The 16,559-nt window shown below is 64.9% G+C and carries 15 protein-coding genes and 2 tRNA genes; 8 read left to right on the top strand and 9 right to left on the bottom strand.

Features of this window, described 5'->3' with window-relative positions; genetic code table 11:
* Nucleotide 1 precedes the first annotated feature (1 nt).
* Nucleotides 2-1,096, bottom strand: coding sequence for a tRNA epoxyqueuosine(34) reductase QueG (gene queG / locus ACWYRN_RS12455; protein WP_488692692.1), 1,095 nt, complete (start codon nt 1,094-1,096; stop codon nt 2-4).
* Between the two features lie 57 nt (nt 1,097-1,153).
* On the opposite strand from queG, the gene tsaE reads away from it, so the two are divergent.
* Nucleotides 1,154-1,636, top strand: coding sequence for a tRNA (adenosine(37)-N6)-threonylcarbamoyltransferase complex ATPase subunit type 1 TsaE (gene tsaE / locus ACWYRN_RS12450; protein WP_488692691.1), 483 nt, complete (start codon nt 1,154-1,156; stop codon nt 1,634-1,636).
* Nucleotides 1,603-2,991 carry an N-acetylmuramoyl-L-alanine amidase gene (locus ACWYRN_RS12445; RefSeq protein ID WP_488692690.1) on the top strand — a complete coding sequence of 463 codons (1,389 nt, stop codon included), beginning with the start codon at nt 1,603-1,605 and terminating at the stop codon, nt 2,989-2,991. Before tsaE ends, ACWYRN_RS12445 begins: the two co-directional genes overlap by 34 nt.
* Nucleotides 2,992-3,009: 18 nt before the next feature.
* On the opposite strand, the gene ACWYRN_RS12440 is transcribed toward ACWYRN_RS12445, so the two are convergent.
* Nucleotides 3,010-3,522 (bottom strand): hypothetical protein, encoded by a 513-nt coding sequence (locus ACWYRN_RS12440; protein WP_488692689.1) that lies wholly within the window; start codon nt 3,520-3,522, stop codon nt 3,010-3,012.
* A gap of 95 nt (nt 3,523-3,617) precedes the next feature.
* Here ACWYRN_RS12440 and ACWYRN_RS12435 point away from each other — a divergent pair, with 95 nt between their 5' ends.
* Complete coding sequence (locus tag ACWYRN_RS12435; RefSeq protein WP_488692688.1) at nt 3,618-4,412, top strand: D-hexose-6-phosphate mutarotase; 795 nt, start codon at nt 3,618-3,620, stop codon at nt 4,410-4,412.
* A 105-nt stretch (nt 4,413-4,517) separates the two neighbouring features.
* Here the strand turns inward: ACWYRN_RS12435 and ACWYRN_RS12430 are convergent, their stop codons facing one another.
* Both ACWYRN_RS12430 and ACWYRN_RS12425 read right to left on the bottom strand, forming a co-directional pair.
* A complete protein-coding gene (locus ACWYRN_RS12430) occupies nt 4,518-5,699 on the bottom strand; it encodes a carbonic anhydrase (RefSeq protein ID WP_488692687.1) in 1,182 nt (393 codons plus the stop codon).
* Between the two features lie 187 nt (nt 5,700-5,886).
* Nucleotides 5,887-6,531, bottom strand: coding sequence for a VTT domain-containing protein (locus ACWYRN_RS12425; RefSeq protein WP_488692686.1), 645 nt, complete (start codon nt 6,529-6,531; stop codon nt 5,887-5,889).
* Between the two features lie 168 nt (nt 6,532-6,699).
* Here ACWYRN_RS12425 and ACWYRN_RS12420 point away from each other — a divergent pair, with 168 nt between their 5' ends.
* The 5 genes from ACWYRN_RS12420 to ACWYRN_RS12400 all read left to right on the top strand — a co-directional run bounded on the left by ACWYRN_RS12420 (nt 6,700) and on the right by ACWYRN_RS12400 (nt 10,867).
* Nucleotides 6,700-7,632 carry a peptidylprolyl isomerase gene (locus ACWYRN_RS12420; RefSeq protein WP_488692685.1) on the top strand — a complete coding sequence of 311 codons (933 nt, stop codon included), beginning with the start codon at nt 6,700-6,702 and terminating at the stop codon, nt 7,630-7,632.
* 46 nt (nt 7,633-7,678) lie between these two features.
* Nucleotides 7,679-9,598: a DNA mismatch repair endonuclease MutL gene (gene mutL / locus ACWYRN_RS12415; RefSeq protein WP_488692684.1), complete on the top strand. Its 1,920-nt coding sequence runs from the start codon at nt 7,679-7,681 to the stop codon at nt 9,596-9,598.
* 2 nt (nt 9,599-9,600) lie between these two features.
* A complete protein-coding gene (gene miaA / locus ACWYRN_RS12410) occupies nt 9,601-10,563 on the top strand; it encodes a tRNA (adenosine(37)-N6)-dimethylallyltransferase MiaA (protein ID WP_488692683.1) in 963 nt (320 codons plus the stop codon).
* A gap of 81 nt (nt 10,564-10,644) precedes the next feature.
* Nucleotides 10,645-10,721: transfer RNA gene (locus tag ACWYRN_RS12405), tRNA-Met, on the top strand.
* 69 nt (nt 10,722-10,790) lie between these two features.
* Nucleotides 10,791-10,867 (top strand) — tRNA-Met (locus ACWYRN_RS12400).
* Nucleotides 10,868-11,204: 337 nt separating this feature from the next.
* Here the strand turns inward: ACWYRN_RS12400 and ACWYRN_RS12395 are convergent.
* From ACWYRN_RS12395 to ACWYRN_RS12375, 5 genes are all read right to left on the bottom strand, one after another.
* Nucleotides 11,205-11,513, bottom strand: coding sequence for a putative signal transducing protein (locus ACWYRN_RS12395; RefSeq protein WP_488692682.1), 309 nt, complete (start codon nt 11,511-11,513; stop codon nt 11,205-11,207).
* A gap of 72 nt (nt 11,514-11,585) precedes the next feature.
* Nucleotides 11,586-12,854 (bottom strand): DUF445 domain-containing protein, encoded by a 1,269-nt coding sequence (locus ACWYRN_RS12390; RefSeq protein WP_488692681.1) that lies wholly within the window; start codon nt 12,852-12,854, stop codon nt 11,586-11,588.
* Between the two features lie 31 nt (nt 12,855-12,885).
* Complete coding sequence (locus ACWYRN_RS12385; RefSeq protein WP_488692680.1) at nt 12,886-14,037, bottom strand: CaiB/BaiF CoA transferase family protein; 1,152 nt, start codon at nt 14,035-14,037, stop codon at nt 12,886-12,888.
* A gap of 79 nt (nt 14,038-14,116) precedes the next feature.
* Nucleotides 14,117-15,262 carry an acyl-CoA dehydrogenase family protein gene (locus tag ACWYRN_RS12380; RefSeq protein ID WP_488692679.1) on the bottom strand — a complete coding sequence of 382 codons (1,146 nt, stop codon included), beginning with the start codon at nt 15,260-15,262 and terminating at the stop codon, nt 14,117-14,119.
* On the bottom strand, nt 15,262-16,443 hold the full coding sequence (locus ACWYRN_RS12375) for a lipid-transfer protein (RefSeq protein WP_488692678.1): 1,182 nt from the start codon (nt 16,441-16,443) through the stop codon (nt 15,262-15,264). Before ACWYRN_RS12375 ends, ACWYRN_RS12380 begins: the two co-directional genes overlap by 1 nt.
* Nucleotides 16,444-16,559: the final 116 nt, after the last annotated feature.

Raw genomic sequence — 16,559 nt, 5'->3', positions numbered from 1 at the left:
GTCAGGCTCCGTGCCGCTCCAACGCCCAGCGCACGTGCTCGCGCACCAGCGCGGACGGGTGCTCGGCACGCGCACGCAAGGCCGCCACGATAGCCGGATCGCCGGCGCGGCTTGATGCCGCATTGCCCAGCCCCACGGCCAGGTTGCGCAGCCAGCGCTCGTGGCCGATGCGCCGGATCGGACTGCCCTCGGTGCGGCGATTGAATTCCTCTTCTTCCCAGGCAAACAGTTCCACGAGCGAAGCATCGCCCAGGCCGTTGCGCTCGTCGAAGTCCGGCAACACCGCACGCTGGGCAAACTTGTTCCACGGGCAAGCCAATTGGCAATCGTCGCAGCCATAGATGCGGTTCCCGATCAGCGGACGCAGCTCCAGCGGAATACTGCCCTTCAGCTCGATGGTCAGATAGGAAATGCAGCGCCGCGCATCCAGCCGCCCCGGGCCGAGGATGGCCTGCGTCGGGCAGAGATCAATGCAGTTGCTGCACTGGCCGCAATGGCCGCTGGTCGCCTCGTCAACCGGCAGCGGCAAATCGACCAGGATCTCGCCGATGAAGAAGGTGGAGCCGGCCTCGCGCGACAATAGCAGCGTGTGCTTGCCGCGCCAGCCCAGGCCGGCCTTGGCCGCCAGCGGCAGTTCCATCACCGGCGCCGAATCGGTGAACACGCGGTAGCCGTACTCGCCGATCTCGCGCTTGACCCGTTCGGCCAGCTGGGCCAGGCGGTTGCGCAGCACCTTGTGGTAGTCGCGGCCGCGCGCATACACCGACACCACGGCCGCTCCGGGGTCGGCTTGTCGCGCTGTCTCGCGGGCGCGCCAAGCCGACCCCGGCTCATTATTCTTCGGCAGATAATCCATGCGCGCCACGATGGCGCGCACCGTGCCCGGCACCAGTTCGGCCGGACGGGCGCGCTTCATGCCGTGGCTTGCCATATAATCCATCTCGCCATGGTGCCCGGCCGCCAGCCAGGCCTGCAAGCCTTCCTCGGCATGCGCGAGGTCGACGTCGGCAATGCGCACGTCGGCAAAGCCGAGTTCCCGCCCCCACGCCTTGATGGCGCGCGCGAGTTCGTGCAGGTCGGGGGAAGCTGGAATCATGACAAGAAGAATCACACTGGCGGCGCCGGCGCGCCGCGAAACCTACCATTTTAATTGATGCAGCACTTCACAGCCTACCTGCCGGACGAAGCGGCCACCGCCGCCCTGGGCGCCGCCCTGGCGCGCGCCCTCGCTCCCGGCCTGGTCATCTACCTGCACGGCGACCTCGGCGCCGGCAAGACCGCGCTCACCCGTTCCCTGATCCAGGCGGCCGGCCACAAAGGCAACGTCAAGAGCCCGACCTATACCCTGTCGGAACCCTACCGCGTGCAGCTGGGCGGCCAGCCGGCGAACATCATCCACTACGATTTGTACCGCATGTCGAGCCCGGAAGAATTCCTCGATGCGGGCTTCCGCGAAGACTTCGACGGCAAGAATATCTGCATCGTCGAATGGCCGGAAAAGGGTGAGCCAGTGTTGCCATTGCCCGACGTTAAAGTCTTGCTTAAGGTAAGCGGCCTCGGGCGTACTGTAGAATTGCAGGCGTTGTCCGAATTAGGCCTGCTATGCCTCGACCGTCTCTCCTTCCCTCCCCCGTGACGTCCGGCGCGCGCCGTACCCTGCTGAAAGCCGGCGGCACCCTGCTGCTGTCTGTCGTCGCGCCCCTGCCGGCAAGCGCCGCCCAGATCCTGGCCGTGCGCGTCTGGCCGGCCGACGACTACACCCGCGTGACGCTGGAAAACGACAGCGACCTGAAAACCGAGCACTTCCTGGTGCCCGATCCGCCGCGCCTGGTGGTCGACATCGACGGCCTCGACCTGAACAACACGCTGAAAAGCCTGGTGGCCAAGGTCGAGCCGAACGATCCCTACATCAAGCAGGTGCGCGTCGGCCAGAACCGGCCGAAAGTCGTGCGCCTGGTGTTCGACCTGAAGGAAGAGATCAAGCCGCAGGTGTTCACGCTGGCCCCGGTCGGCACGTACAAGCACCGCCTGATCTTCGACTTGTATCCGGTGCGCGAGGCGGACCCGATTGCCGCCCTGATCGCCAAAGGCGAATGGTCGCCCGGCGACGGCACGCCGACCGCGGTGCCGGCCGAACCGACGCCGGTGCAGCAGCCGACGCCCGATCCGGTCGCCCGCATCGAGGCCGAGATCGCCGCCATGAACGGCACCCCGCCGGTGGCGCCACCGCCGGCGCCGGGCAAATCCCTGATCAAGCCCAAGCCCCCGGTCAGCAACGTGGTGCGCATGGTGACGATTGCCCTCGACCCCGGCCATGGCGGCGAAGACCCGGGCGCGATCGGCGCCACCGGCACGCGCGAAAAGGACATCGTGCTCGCGGTGGCCAAGCGCCTGAAAACGAAACTCGAAGCGCTGCCGAACACGCGCGTGATGCTGACCCGCGACGGCGATTACTTCGTCCCGCTCGGCACGCGCGTGGAAAAAGCGCGCAAGGTGCAGGCCGATCTGTTCGTGTCGATCCACGCCGACGCCTTTACGGTGCCGACCGCGCGTGGTTCCTCGGTGTTCGTGCTGTCGGAAAAAGGCGCGACCTCGACCGCCGCACGCTGGCTGGCGAACGACCAGAACAAGGCCGACATGATCGGCGGCGTCAATCTCGCCCGGCACGACAAGCAGCTCGCCAGCGTGCTGTTCGACCTCTCGACCACGGCCCAGATCAACGACAGCCTGAAGCTCGGCAAGGCCGTGCTGGGCGAGATCGGCGGCATCAACCGCCTGCACAAGGCGGCCGTCGAGCAGGCCGGCTTTGCGGTGCTCAAAGCGCCGGATATTCCATCCATCCTGGTCGAGACGGCCTTCATCTCGAATCCGGAAGAAGAAGCCAAGCTGAAGGACTACGGCTATCAGGACCAGCTGGCGAATGCGATTGCCAAGGGCATCAAGCGCTACTTCTCGGCGAATCCGCCGATGGCCAAGAGCCGCACGACCTGAGCATGGTGATGGGCGCTACTAGCGCACATCCATCCAATTCATGAACTCGCCCACGGCTTCGGGTGAAGCCAGTTCCAGCAGCGCCTGCGCGAGCTGGTACTGGCCTTTGGCGGCCGCCGTTGCCGACAGCGCGCACGCGCTGAAGGCCGCATCCCATTCTTTTTCGGCCACCTCGGCTACCAGCGCGGGCAAGCGCGCCAGCGCCTCGTGGTAGGCCGTTTCCAGGTTGGCTGGCACCGCAAGCGCGTTCCTGTGCCGGCAGATCTCGACCCATGCCGGAAAGTGAAAATAGACGGCACTGGCCGTCTCGGGCGATGCCGCCAGGGCTTCGACCACGTGCGGTACCGCCGCGAACGAAGCCGGGTACACGTCGCCCTGGTGCGCCAGTGCACTCCACAGGCTGTACCACGGCTCGGCATCGCCATCGTCGGCCGGTTGCCGCGCCAATTGCGCCAGCAGTGCGGGAATCGCACTTGCCTTGCCATAGGCATCGTTCAGTTCATTCCAGCGGGGATCGCTTAAGGCGAGCATGAGCATCCTTTGACAGCATGGTTCTTGTATCGACGCATCGGGCCGATGGACATGGCATACTACCCGCCCACGTAACGAATCGACAAGCCATCGATATGGAAGCCGCGATCCAGACCACCTACGGCCAGCTGCCGGCCCTGCTCCTCACCGCGCCCGACGGCGCCCAAGCCTGCGTCACTCTGTACGGCGCCCACCTGATTTCTTGGCGCGGCGCCGATGGGCGCGAGCGCCTGTTCTGCAGCGCCCAGTCGGCGCTCGATGGCAGCCGCGCGATCCGTGGCGGCGTGCCGGTGATCTTTCCGCAGTTCGCGGAGCGTGGCGAAGGCATGCGCCATGGCTTTGCGCGCGTGAGCAACTGGCGCGTGGCGGATACCGGCGTGGAGAACGGCTGGGCCTTTACCGTGCTGGCGCTGGAGCCGCAGGACCTGGCGCCGGAATACGCCGCCGCCTGGCCGCACGGCTTTGCGCTGGCGCTGCGGGTGGCCATCCATGCCAACGAACTGAGGATGCGCTTTGAAGTGCGCAATGCCGGCCAGGATGCGTTTGCGTTCGCGGCGGCCCTGCACACCTATCACCTGGTGGGCGATATCGGGACCGTGCGCATCAACGGCGTCGAGCGCGAGGAACTGGCCATCACGGGCAAGTTCGATCATGTGTATGAAGGCGTCACGCCGCCGCTGGCGCTGATCGATGGTGGCGTGATGCTGACCGTGCGCCAGGAGGGGTTCACCGATGCGGTGGTGTGGAATCCGGGCGCGGACGATGCGGCGGCGCTGTCGGACATGGCGGACGAGGAATACCGGCGCTTCGTGTGCGTCGAGCCGGCCTTGCTGAACGGGCCGACGCTGCAGCCAGGCGAGCGCTGGGTGGGTGAGTACCACGTCAGTTGACGTAGGGTGGACGGGTTTCCCGTCCACCCTACGCATGCCAACGTTCGTTGATCGAGCGGATGCACGAATGCCCAAACAAAAAAGCCGGCTCGCGCCGGCTTTCTTTTAATTCGATTCCTTCACCATCCGCCCTTCGCTTTCCTGCACCGGACGGGCATTGAGCGGATACAGGCGCGAGAACAGGGCCATCTGCGCCGGCGAGGCCGTCATCGGCTGCTTCATCACCAGCCACAGCACGTTCTCGGTGCACGGCGGCGTGGTTTGCGAACCCATGTAGGTGTAATACTCGCGGCGTTCCGGCAGCAGTTCCAGCGGGTCGAGCGGCTCGCTGGACGCCACCTGCTGGTTCTTCTCCAGCGGGATGTTGTTCCACACGGTCTGGATGGTGTCATTCGCCTTGCCGCGCTCGAGCAGCACGGCGACGATGGCCAATTTGCCGCCGGGGCCGCGGTGTTCGAGATGGATCACCATCTCGGTGCCCTTGCCGTTGATCTTTTCTTCCGACGGACGGTGGAAGTGGAACTGCACCAGTTCGTAGCTCTGGTTCCCGATCGTCATGAAGTTGCCACGGCCGACGTTGACCTGCACGGTCTTGCCGTTGTCGACTTCGGTGTAGTCCGAATAACGGTAATTGAAGTCGATCTCATCCAGGTTGAGCTTCATGCCGTCGCGGATGTCGATCGGCGACTGGCGCTTGCCGGCGCCGCACTGCGACCAGGCCGGGTTGATCTTGCCCCAGTTCTCGGGGCCGAACTCGCCTTCGTAGTCCCAGTGGTTGCTGATCTTCGGCGCGGCGGCGGCCACGGCCACGGCGGCGGCTGCGGCGGCCTCCTTCTTGCGCTTGGCTTCGGCAGCCTTTTTCGCCTTGGCGGCGGCGGCCATGCGCGCGGCCTGCTTGGCGCGCATCTCGGCCAGGCGCTCGGCGATGCGCACCGACAGGTCGACTTCGGCATCTTCCTCGCTGGCGGCCGAGATGGCCGAAGCCGCCTTGTCGGCGCTGGCGGCACTGGTCTTGCCCGGCTTGTCAGCCGCTTCCTTGCCCTTCGGCTCCTTGTCGGCAGCGGCCTTGTCGGCCACCGTCTTGTCGGCCGCCCGTGCAATCGCCAGCGCCGCGGCTTTGTCGGCGGCGGCCTTGTCGGCGGCGGCTTTGTCGGCGGCGGGCGCGGCCTTGTCGGCTGCGGGCCTGGCGCTGGCCGGCTTGGCGATGTCGGCCGCGAGCTTCTTGGCCGCGTCCGCTTCCGGCTTGGCGGCGTGGGCAGGCGGTTCGTTGGCGCTTGCGTTGAGCATGACGAGGCTGCAAGCGAACAGGGCGATGAAGTGGCGCATGGGGTGGGTGGAAGTTATCTACCCTTCTTTAACGACGCTTCCGCATGGAAACTTGAGCGATTTTGCCGATTTAAGCGTCGCGCCAAAAGAAAAGCGCCGGACAAATCCGGCGCTTTGATCATTCGAACAAGGAAGTTGCCGATCCAGCTTATCGGCTCAACATCCTGCGGCCGAACTTCCACAAGCCGCCCAGCATCAGCGGCACGAGGGCCGCGCTCACGCCCACCAGCACGATCTCGGTCAGGTGGTCGCGGATGATTGGAATATTGCCGAAGAAGTAGCCGGCAGTTACCAGGCTGGCCACCCACAGCACGGCGCCGGTGATGTTGTACAACTGGAAACGGGTATGGGTCATGTCCGACACGCCGGCCACGAATGGGGCAAAGGTACGCACCACCGGCACGAAGCGCGCCAGGATGATGGTCTTGCCGCCGTGCTTCTCGAAGAAGTCGTGGGTGCGGTGCAAGGCGTCCTTATTGATCCAGCGGTAGTCATGGGTGAACATGCGCTGGCCGACGGCTTCGCCGATGTAGTAATTCAGGGTATTACCTGTGACGGCGGCAATGATCAACAGCGCCATCAGCAGCGGGTAACTCATTTCGCCGGTAGCGCAGAAGGCGCCGGCGATGAAGAGCAGGGTGTCGCCCGGGAAGAAAAACAGGACCACGAGACCGGTCTCGCAGAACACGATGGCAAACAGGACGATGTAGACATACACGCCGTACTGGGCCAGCAGGACGCCCAACGTCTTATCGACATGAAGAATCATGTCGAAAAATTGCATCAGATCCATAATTTTCCTAAACGGTAACGACGCATCATACCATTAGTGAGCCCGCCAAAACCTCTGGCCGGACAAGGGGACTTGTCGCCGCCAACCATTTTTAAGGCAGTGTTAAGTTTCCGAAACATTCAGGTTCAGGTCTACAATTACCTTATATAAACAACAAAGGTGGTGGAGATGAATGCTGGAACGATGACCATTGGCGCGCTGGTGTTGGCGGGCGTCCTGGGAAGCACGGCAGCACTGGCAGCCGATCCAAAACCCTTGCCGCCCAAGGCGAGCGTGGGCGAGATCGTCAAGGAATCGAAGGCGTCCGACTGGCGCCCGCTGGATCTCGACAATACGATTTACATGGACTTGCCGGGCGGCCGCGTGGTCATCGAACTGGCTCCGCCCTTCGCGCCGAACCATGCCGCCAACATCAAGGCCCTGGCGCGCGAGCATTATTTCGACGGCCTGGTCGTCCTGCGTTCGCAAGACAACTTCGTGGTCCAGTGGGGCGACCCGGACGAAAAGAATCCGCGTCCCGTGAAAGACGCGAAGATGAAGCTGAAGGCCGAGTTCACCGCCCCCATCAAGAACGACCGCCACTTCACGCGCCTGAAGGACGTCGACGGCTACGCGCCGCAAGTCGGCCACTCGAACGGCTTCCCGGTCGGGCGCGACCCGAAGAAAGGCGAAACCTGGCTCGCCCACTGCTACGCCATGGTCGGCGTGGGCCGCGACAACGAGGCCGACAGCGGCGGCGGCACCGCGCTGTACGTGGTCACCGGCCAGGCGCCGCGCCATCTGGACCGCAACATCACCGTGGTCGGGCGTGTCGTGTCCGGCATGCCGCTCCTGTCCTCGATGCCGCGCGGCCCGGCGCCGATGGGCTTCTACGACAAGCCGGAGATGCAGGTGCCGATCAAGTCCCTGCGCGTGGCGGCGGACGTGCCGCAGGAAGAGCGCAGCCACTTCGAGGTGATGCGCACCGACAGCGCCACGTACCAGAAAGTGGTGGAAGCCCAGCGCAACCGCGGCGGCCCGTGGAACGTGGTGGCGGCCGGGCACGTCGATCTGTGCAATGCGCCGATCCCGGTGCGTGAAAAAAGCGGCGAGCAAAAATAAGACAACACGGGGACCGGCGATTTCGGCGCGCGATATAATCTGAGCGATGAACGCGCCCGTCCCTACCCACCGCCCCATCCAGCAACTTCCCGACCAGCTGATCTCGCAGATCGCCGCTGGCGAGGTCGTCGAGCGGCCCTCGGCCGTCGTCAAGGAGCTGCTGGAAAACGCGCTGGACGCCGGCGCCACCCAGATCACTGTCCGCCTGGAAGAAGGCGGCGTCAAGCGCATTGCCATCACCGACAACGGCCGCGGCATCGAGCCCGACCAGATGCCGCTCGCCCTGGCGCGCCATGCCACGTCCAAGATCGCCTCGCTGACCGACCTCGAGAACGTGGCCACCCTGGGTTTCCGTGGCGAGGCGCTGGCCTCGATTGCCTCGGTGGCGGCGGTGTCGATCACCTCGCGCACGAAGGACGCGCCGCATGCCTGGGAAATCGTCGGCTCGCACCTGGGCCAGGTTGTGCCCTCTTCCGGCCCGCTCGGCACCACCATCGACGTGCAGGATTTGTATTTCAATACGCCGGCGCGCCGCAAATTCCTGAAATCCGAACAGACCGAGTACGGCCACTGCGCCGAGGTTGTGCGCCGCATCGCGCTGGCGCGGCCCGACGTCTCGTTCAGCCTCACGCATAACGGCCGCACGATCGACCACTGGGCCGTGGGCGAGATGGCCCGGCGCAGCAGCCAGATCCTGGGCAATGATTTCGCCGAGGCGCGCATTGCCATCGACGAAGTCGCCGGCCCCTTGCGCCTGTTCGGCTATGCCGGTTTGCCGACCGCTTCCAAGGCGCGCGCCGACGGCCAGTTCTTCTACGTGAACGGGCGTTTTGTGCGCGACAAGGTGCTGGTGCACGCGGTGCGCGCCGCCTACCAGGACGTGCTGCACGGCGACCGCTTCCCGTCGTACGTGCTGGCGCTCGACCTCGATCCGGCCCTGGTCGACGTCAACGTGCACCCGTCGAAGACCGAAGTGCGCTTCCGCGACAGCCGCGCCGTGCACCAGTTCGTGTTCCACGCGGTACAGCGCGCGCTGGCGCAAACCTCGGCCACGGCGCACGGCAGCGTGCCGGCGCCGCTCACCGCCGCCGAGATCACGCCGACGGCCTCGAACGCTAGCGCCAACTGGCGCCGTCCGCACGAGCAGACCTCGTTCGGCGCGCAACTGGCGCCGACCTTCTCGCCGTCGCCGTATCCGCCGGGCAGCCGCTGGGATGCCCCGGCGACGCAGGGCGTGGCGCAAACCACGGCCAACTACGGCGCGCTGTTTGCCGATAACGAACGCACTGGCGCAGCGGCGTCCTCGGCACCATCGGCGCCGCTGCAGGTGGCGCCGATGCCGGCCGTGTCTAGCGCGCCGAGCAACGACGATTTCCCGCTCGGCTTCGCCCTGGCCCAGCTGCACGGCATCTACATCCTGGCCCAGAACACGCGCGGCCTGGTGCTGGTGGACATGCACGCGGCGCACGAGCGCATCCTGTACGAGCAACTGAAGAACGCGCTCGACGCCCAGGTCGAAGGCCAGGATATGGGGGTGCAGTCGCTGCTGATTCCGGTGACCTTCTTTGCCGATGCGATCGAGGTGGCCACCGCCAACGACCACCAGGACACGCTGAAGGCGCTCGGCTTCGACATCGCCGCCCTGTCGCCGACCACGCTCGCCGTGCGCGCGGTGCCGACGCTGCTGAAGAACGCCGATGCGCAGACGCTGGCGCGCGACGTGCTGCGCGACGTGCGCGAATTCGGCGGCTCGCGCGTGCTGATCGAGCGCAGGAACGAATTGCTCGGCACGCTGGCCTGCCACACGGCGGTGCGCGCCAACCGCATCCTCACCATTCCCGAAATGAACGCGCTGCTGCGCCAGATGGAAAGCACCGAGCGCGCCGACCAGTGCAATCATGGCCGCCCGACCTGGGTCCAGCTCGACATCGCGGCCCTCGACAAACTGTTCCTGCGCGGTCAATAAAGATGGTTCAAGAAGCAAGCAACGCCCGGCCGCTGGCCGTGGCGATCATGGGACCGACCGCGTCGGGCAAGACCGCGGCCGCCCTCGCCATAGCGCCCGAGCGTCCGGTGGAAATCATCTCGGTCGATTCGGCCCTGGTGTACCGCGAGATGGACATCGGCACTGCCAAGCCGACGCCTGAAGAACTGGCGGCCGTGCCGCACCACCTGATCGACATCATCGACCCGCTCGACGCTTATTCGGTGATGCAGTTCAGGAACGATACCCTGCGCCTGGTGGCCGAGATTGCGGCGCGTGGCGCATTACCGTTGCTGGTGGGCGGCACGATGATGTATTTCAAGGGGCTGACCGAGGGCCTGGACGACTTGCCGACGGCCGACGCCGGCGTGCGTGCGCGCCTCGATGCCGAGGCCGCACAGATCGGCTGGCCCGGCATGCACGCCAGGCTGCGTGCGCTCGACCCGGTCACCGCCGAGCGCCTGGCGCCAAACGATGCCCAGCGCATCAACCGCGCGCTGGAGATCATCGAACTGACGGGCAAGCCGATGTCGGAACTGCTGGCGCGGCGTGCAAAGCCGGTGCTGCCCTTCGAGCTGGTGTCGTTTGCGCTGGAGACGCCGGACCGCAGCATCCTGCACAAGCGCATCGCGCAGCGCTTCGAGCAGATGCTGGGCACGTCGGACGACACCGGCATCGTGGCCGAGGTGGCGCGCCTGCGTGCGCGCGGCGATTTGTCGCCGAATTTGCCGTCGATGCGCTGCGTCGGGTATCGCCAATCCTGGGATTACCTGGACGGCAAGATCGACCGCGCCGGCCTGCGCGAGACCGGCATCATCGCCACGCGCCAGCTCGCCAAGCGCCAGCTGACCTGGCTGCGCGCGATGCCGGAGCGGATCGTGGTCGACTTCATGGGACCCGACCCGGCCGGCGCGATGCTGCGCCACCTGGATGGCTTGTCGGATTAGCATTGCCGCGAAAAACGCGCGCTGTTTCGCTGAAGCAGCCTTGACAGAGCGCGTTCCGCCTTGGATAATATCGTTCTCTTTGGTGATATAGCTCAGTTGGTTAGAGCACAGCACTCATAATGCTGGGGTCGGTGGTTCAAGTCCACCTATCACCACCAGGATTCCAAGCGATGGCTTGGCTCATGCGAGTCAAGCCATTTGCTTATCAGCTTTCAGCACGCAGTTTCGGTGATATAGCTCAGTTGGTTAGAGCACAGCACTCATAATGCTGGGGTCGGTGGTTCAAGTCCACCTATCACCACCAGATACGACAAGCCGCCGGTTCGCAAGAATCGGCGGCTTTTTGGTTTATGGGCCGGCTTTTGTTCATGCGGCGGCGTTTTGTTCACGCGACGACGACCGTAGGGTGGGCACGCTGTGCCCACGCGGAAGCCTGCACCGAGTTATCCCCATTTCAATCGCGCAGATGCCATTCGTTAGCGTTTCCAAATGATCATCCGGATACGTTTCGATGGGATTGGGGCGTCGGATGAAACCCTGCTACCTATGCTCATCGTTCCGCGTGGGCACAGCGTGCCTAGCGCGGCCCGGCCCACCCTACGGAAACGTCAGCGCAAAAATCTGGCGCCGGCTGGGCACCATTAAACTTCGGCGTCTTCATCCAACTCGAATTCGCCGCGGCCATAGGCCTCGATCACCGCTTGCGCCTGCTGCAAATAACTCGCCGGCACCAGGATGCGCACGCCGCCCAGGGCTGGGGCTAATAATAGATCGGTTTGCATCAGGTGGGCATCGGCCAGCACTGCCGGAATACCCGATGCTTCCAGGCAGCCCTGCATCAGCGACGCTTCCATCGGTACCAAATAACGGGCGACAATGAACAAATCGCGGCCGGGGATGGCTTCGATTTCCGGATGTGCAGCCAGCCATGCGTCGAGTGCGTGATCCATGGGCTCTCCCCTGCGTTGATGGATGAGCCAATACTACCTTGTCCGGTTTCGGCATGACGCCGGATTGCGTGCTCAGTTCAGCAAACCTGGCAGCGACGACAGCAGGTACAGCGTCACGCCGATCAGGCCGCCGACGATCGTGCCATTTATGCGAATAAATTGTAAATCCTTGCCGATATTCAGTTCGATTTGTTCTGACATCTCGGCACTGTCCCAGTTCTTCACGGTGTCAGCGATATGGCGGGTGAGGAAGACGGCGAATTCCGGTGCCGCGGCGCGCGAGACCAGTTCCAGGTTTTCGTTCAGGGACTGGCGCAGTTGCGGGTCGTCGGCCAGGGTCTGGCCGAGCCAGGCGCCGACGGATTCGATGCGCCCGCGCAGCATCGAGGTCTCGCCCTGCAAATCGCGCTTCAGCCAGTCGCGCAACTCGTTCCAGAGCGAAGCCAGGTAATTGTTCAGCGCTTCGTCGTTCAGCAGGTAATTCTTGATTTCGTCGCTGCGCGCGGCAAAGGCCGGGTCGGCTTTCAGGCGCTCGATGAATTCGGCCGTGAACACGTCGAAGCGCTGGCGCAGCGGGTGGTGCGGATCTTCGCTCACCTTGTTCAGGATGCCGGAAGCCAGGCGCACGGCGATATCCGCGCCTTTGCGGCCAATCAGCTCCGACGGCAGCATCTTTTCGATGAAGGCATATTCCTCCTTCAGCCAGTCGACGATGCCCTGCGAAATATACGATTGGGTTTCTTCGTTATCCAGCAGCCTCGCCAACTGGTGAATACCTTCGTTCAGGAGTTCCTGGTGCCGCCCTCCCCGCGTCAGGCTTTCCAGGATGGTGCCGGCGGATTTGGATAAATCGACACTCTTGACCATCGAATGCACGGCCTTGCGCAGGAAATTTTGTACCGCCGTGTCTTCGGTGAAGTCGAGCATCCAGGATGCGACTTTCACCAGGTATTGCCCCATGCGCTCGGTATTCGCCGGCTTGACCAGCCAGTCGGCCACCTTTTGCGCCGGGTCGTGCTTGCGGATCAGGCCGACGATGGATTCGGTATCGAGGAATTTTTCGCGCACGAACAGCGCGAGGTTATCGGCAATCTTGGCCTTGTTGTTCGGGATGATGTTCGTGTGGCGCGACACCACCGGAATCGGCACGCGCTTGAACAGCGCCACCACGGCAAACCAGTCGGCCAGGGCGCCGACCATCGCCGCTTCGGAAAAGGCCTTCAATAATCCTGTCCACCAGGTCTGCGGCAGGAAAAAGCTCAGCACGAACAGCGCGGCGGCGCCGATGAAAAAGGCCAGCGCCAGCCGTTTCGATTGGTCGAGTTCGCGTTCTTTCGTCATGGTTACGGTAAGTGTTTATTCCGTAGCAATCCTATATGACTTGAAAGGTTTTCAGCTTTTCGATTGCATCGGGCGCGCAGCCCCAGTCGGCCAGCACCTCGGCGCTGTGCTGGCCGGGCGTAGCGGGCGCGGCGCCGGCTTCGGGCACGGTGCGGCTGAAGCGCGGGGCCGGGGCCGGCTGGGTGACGCCGTCGATGTCGATAAAGGCTCCGCGTGCGCGGTTGTGCGGGTGCTGCGGCGCTTCGGCCATGTCGAGCACGGGGGCGACGCAGGCGTCGCTGCCTTCGAGCAGGGTGCACCATTCGTCGCGGGTGCGGGTGGCGAACAGCGCGGCGAATCTGGCCTTCAGCTCGGGCCAGCGTTTCTGGCGCCACTGGTTCGAGAAATCCAGGTCGGTGGCGCCGGTCAGCGCCAGCAGCTGGGCATAGAACTGCGGCTCGATGGCGCCGACGGAGAGGAATTTGCCATCACGGCAGGCGTAGGTGTCGTAAAACGGGGCGCCGCCATCGAGCATGTTGGCGGCGCGCTCGTCGCGCCAGGAGCCGTGGGCGCGCAGGCCGTACATCATTGCACCGAGCAGGGCCGAGCCATCGGTCATGGCGGCGTCGACGACCTGGCCCTCCCCGGAGCTGCGCGCCTCCAGGGCGGCGCAGACCACGCCGAAGGCGAGCATCATGGCGCCACCGCCGAAGTCGCCGACCAGGTTCAGGGGTGGCGCTGGCGGTGAATCCGCGCGGCCCATGGCGTGCAGCATGCCGGACAAGGCGATGTAGTTCAGGTCGTGGCCGGCCGCTTGCGCCAGCGGGCCGGTCTGGCCCCAGCCAGTGATGCGGCCGTAGACCAGCTTCGGGTTGCGTGCGAGACAGGCGTCGGGGCCGAGGCCGAGGCGTTCCATGACGCCGGGGCGGAAGCCTTCAAGCAGGATGTCGGCTTGTTCGAGCAGTGTCAGGACGACTTCTTTCGCTTCGGGGTGCTTCAGGTCGAGGGCGAGAGAGCGGCGGCCGCGGGCCATGACGTCGTATCTGGTGCCGAGCGACGGGAAGGGGCTGGCGGCGCCGGGCGACTGCTTGCGGTCAATGCGGATCACCTCGGCGCCCATGTCGGCCAGCATCATGGCGGCGAAGGGACAGGGGCCGATGCCGACCAGTTCGATGATTTTGATACCGTGGAGGGGACCGGGCATGTGATTAATTTTCGAGTGATCAGACGGTGTACCGCGTGGGCACAAGTGCCCACCCTACGAAAACTACAAGATCCTGTATCTACAAGGAGCGGGCGATGATCTCTTTCATGATCTCGTTGGCGCCGCCGTAGATGCGCTGGACGCGGGCGTCGACGTACATCTGGGCGATCGGGTATTCGAGCATGTAGCCGTAGCCGCCGAACAGCTGCACGCATCCGTCGACCACCTTGCATTGCAAATCCGAGATCCAGTACTTGGCCATCGAGGCGCGTACCGTGTCCATGCGGCCGGCGAGCATGTCTTCGACGCAGCGGTCGATGAAGATGCGCGCCACCGTGGCTTCGGTCTTCATTTCCGCGAGCACGAAGCGGGTGTTCTGCATCTCGATCAGAAGCTGGCCAAAGGCGCGGCGCTCCTTTGCATGCTCCACCGTCAGGTGCAGGGCGCGCTCGATGGCGGCCACGCCGGCCACCCCGATGATGGTGCGCTCGTAGGGCAGCTCGGTCATCAGCTGGGCGAAGCCCCTGCCCTCTTCGCCACCGAGCACGTTCGCCAGCGGCACGTGCGCGTCGTCGAAGAACAGTTCGCAGGTGTCCTGGCCCTTCTGCCCGACTTTTTCCAGGATGCGGCCGACGCGAAAACCCGGATTGTCGCGCGTCTCGAGCAGCATCAGCGAGATGCCTTTCGCGCCGCCGGCCGGGTCGGTCCTGGCCACTACCAGGATCAGGTCGGCCAGGTAGCCGTTCGAGATGAAGGTCTTCGAGCCGTTCAGGCGGTAGCCGTCGGCGCCGCGCACGGCGCCCGTGCGGATGCCTTTCAGGTCCGAGCCGGCGCCCGGTTCCGACATGGCGATCGCGGCCACCATTTCGCCGCTGGCCAGCTTGGGCAGGTAACGGCGCTTTTGTTCCTCGGTGCCCTGGTTGAGCAGGTAGTGGGCGACGATGGCGTGCACGTGCAGGCCGAAGGCCATGTCGCCGGCGTAGCCCAGCTCCTCGAACACCACGGCCATGTGGGCGAAGTTGCCGCCCGCGCCGCCGTATTCCTCGGGGATGTCGGCGGCCAGCAGGCCCATCTCTCCTGCCTTGTGCCACAGGTCGCGGTCGACGTGCTGCTGCTGGCGCCAGCGCTCGCCGTGCGGGGCGATTTCGCTGGCGACGAAACGGCGTACGGCATCGCGGAAGCCATCGAGCTCCGGGTTGGTCCAGGAAGGTACGATCTCCATCATCAGCCCGCGCGGTACATGGTCACGACACAGGCGCCGCCCAGGCCCAGGTTGTGCTGCAAGGCCGTGCGTGCGCCTTCCACCTGGCGCGCGCCGGCGCTGCCGCGCAGTTGCTGGGTCAGCTCGAAGCATTGCGCCAGGCCCGTGGCGCCGAGCGGGTGGCCTTTCGACAGTAGCCCGCCCGAAGGATTGGTGACGACCTTGCCGCCGTAGGTGTTGCCGCCCTCGCGGATGAACTTGTCGGCGCCGCCTTCCGGGCACAGGCCCAGGGCTTCGTAGGTGATCAGTTCGTTGTGGGCGAAGCAGTCGTGCAGCTCGATCACGTCGACGTCGTCGGGGCCGATGCCGGCCTGTTCGTACACTTTGGCGGCGGCTTCACGGCTCATGTCGTAGCCGACCAGGCGCATCATGTCGTTTGCGTCGAAGGTGCTGGCGCGGTCGGTGGTCATGGCCTGGGCCGCGATGTGCACGTCGGCGCGCAGGCCGCGCTTTTTCGCGAAGTCTTCCGAGACCAGCACGGCGGCTGCTGCGCCGCAGGTCGGTGGGCAGGCCATCAGGCGCGTCATCACGCCGGGCCAGATGGCGGGGGCGTCGAGCACGTCCTGGGCCGTGACTTCCTTGCGGAACAGCGCCAGCGGATTGTTGATGGCGTGGCGGCTGGCCTTGGCGCGGATGCGCGCAAAGGCCTCCAGGGGCGTGCCGTACTTTTCCATGTGCGCGAGGCCCGCGCCGCCGAAGTAGCGCAGCGCCAGCGGAATCTCGGGCTTGCCGACCAGGCGGTCGGTGACGGCGTCGAAGTCGTCGAAGGGCGCCGGGCGGTCGGTAAACACCGAGCCGAGGGCACCGGGGCTCATCTGCTCGAAGCCCAGCACCAGTACGCAGTCAAGCGCGCCGCTGGCAATCGCCTGGCGCGCCAGGAACAGGGCCGTGGAGCCGGTCGAGCAGTTGTTGTTGACGTTGACGATGGGGATGCCGGTCATGCCGACGCCGTACAAGGCCTTCTGGCCGCAGGTCGAGTCGCCGTACACGTAGCCGGCGTAGGCCTGCTCGATGTCGTTGTAGTCGATGCCGGCATCCTGCAGGGCGGCGCGGGCGGCCTGTGCGCCCATCTCGTGATATGGCGCGCTGGCGCCGGGCTTGGCGAACGGGATCATCCCGACGCCGGTCACATAAACCTTGCTCATGCTCGTCTCCTGATTGTGTATGGACCTGTGGTCCTTTTCTGTCGTTCGATTATAGACAGATAGCACTGCCGCAGAAGACGTGAATGTCCGAGGCTCCTCTCTATTTTTTCGGCAAG

Source organism: Massilia sp. BAP21 (assembly GCF_057801335.1).
The sequence above is the reverse complement of the archived record's forward strand: the minus strand, read 5'-3'. Positions and strand labels throughout refer to the sequence as shown.

Excerpts from the sequence above, each read along its gene's own strand:
- ACWYRN_RS12425 (WP_488692686.1), bottom strand. The coding sequence starts at position 6,531 with ATGGATCTGATGCAATTTTTCGACATGATTCTTCATGTCGATAAGACG.
- ACWYRN_RS12435 (WP_488692688.1), top strand. The coding sequence starts at position 3,618 with ATGGAAGCCGCGATCCAGACCACCTACGGCCAGCTGCCGGCCCTGCTC.
- ACWYRN_RS12390 (WP_488692681.1), bottom strand. The coding sequence starts at position 12,854 with ATGACGAAAGAACGCGAACTCGACCAATCGAAACGGCTGGCGCTGGCC.
- ACWYRN_RS12385 (WP_488692680.1), bottom strand. The coding sequence starts at position 14,037 with ATGCCCGGTCCCCTCCACGGTATCAAAATCATCGAACTGGTCGGCATC.
- queG (WP_488692692.1), bottom strand. The coding sequence starts at position 1,096 with ATGATTCCAGCTTCCCCCGACCTGCACGAACTCGCGCGCGCCATCAAG.
- ACWYRN_RS12420 (WP_488692685.1), top strand. The coding sequence starts at position 6,700 with ATGAATGCTGGAACGATGACCATTGGCGCGCTGGTGTTGGCGGGCGTC.
- ACWYRN_RS12440 (WP_488692689.1), bottom strand. The coding sequence starts at position 3,522 with ATGCTCGCCTTAAGCGATCCCCGCTGGAATGAACTGAACGATGCCTAT.
- mutL (WP_488692684.1), top strand. The coding sequence starts at position 7,679 with ATGAACGCGCCCGTCCCTACCCACCGCCCCATCCAGCAACTTCCCGAC.
- miaA (WP_488692683.1), top strand. The coding sequence starts at position 9,601 with ATGGTTCAAGAAGCAAGCAACGCCCGGCCGCTGGCCGTGGCGATCATG.
- ACWYRN_RS12375 (WP_488692678.1), bottom strand. The coding sequence starts at position 16,443 with ATGAGCAAGGTTTATGTGACCGGCGTCGGGATGATCCCGTTCGCCAAG.
- ACWYRN_RS12395 (WP_488692682.1), bottom strand. The coding sequence starts at position 11,513 with ATGGATCACGCACTCGACGCATGGCTGGCTGCACATCCGGAAATCGAA.
- tsaE (WP_488692691.1), top strand. The coding sequence starts at position 1,154 with ATGCAGCACTTCACAGCCTACCTGCCGGACGAAGCGGCCACCGCCGCC.
- ACWYRN_RS12430 (WP_488692687.1), bottom strand. The coding sequence starts at position 5,699 with ATGCTCAACGCAAGCGCCAACGAACCGCCTGCCCACGCCGCCAAGCCG.
- ACWYRN_RS12445 (WP_488692690.1), top strand. The coding sequence starts at position 1,603 with ATGCCTCGACCGTCTCTCCTTCCCTCCCCCGTGACGTCCGGCGCGCGC.
- ACWYRN_RS12380 (WP_488692679.1), bottom strand. The coding sequence starts at position 15,262 with ATGATGGAGATCGTACCTTCCTGGACCAACCCGGAGCTCGATGGCTTC.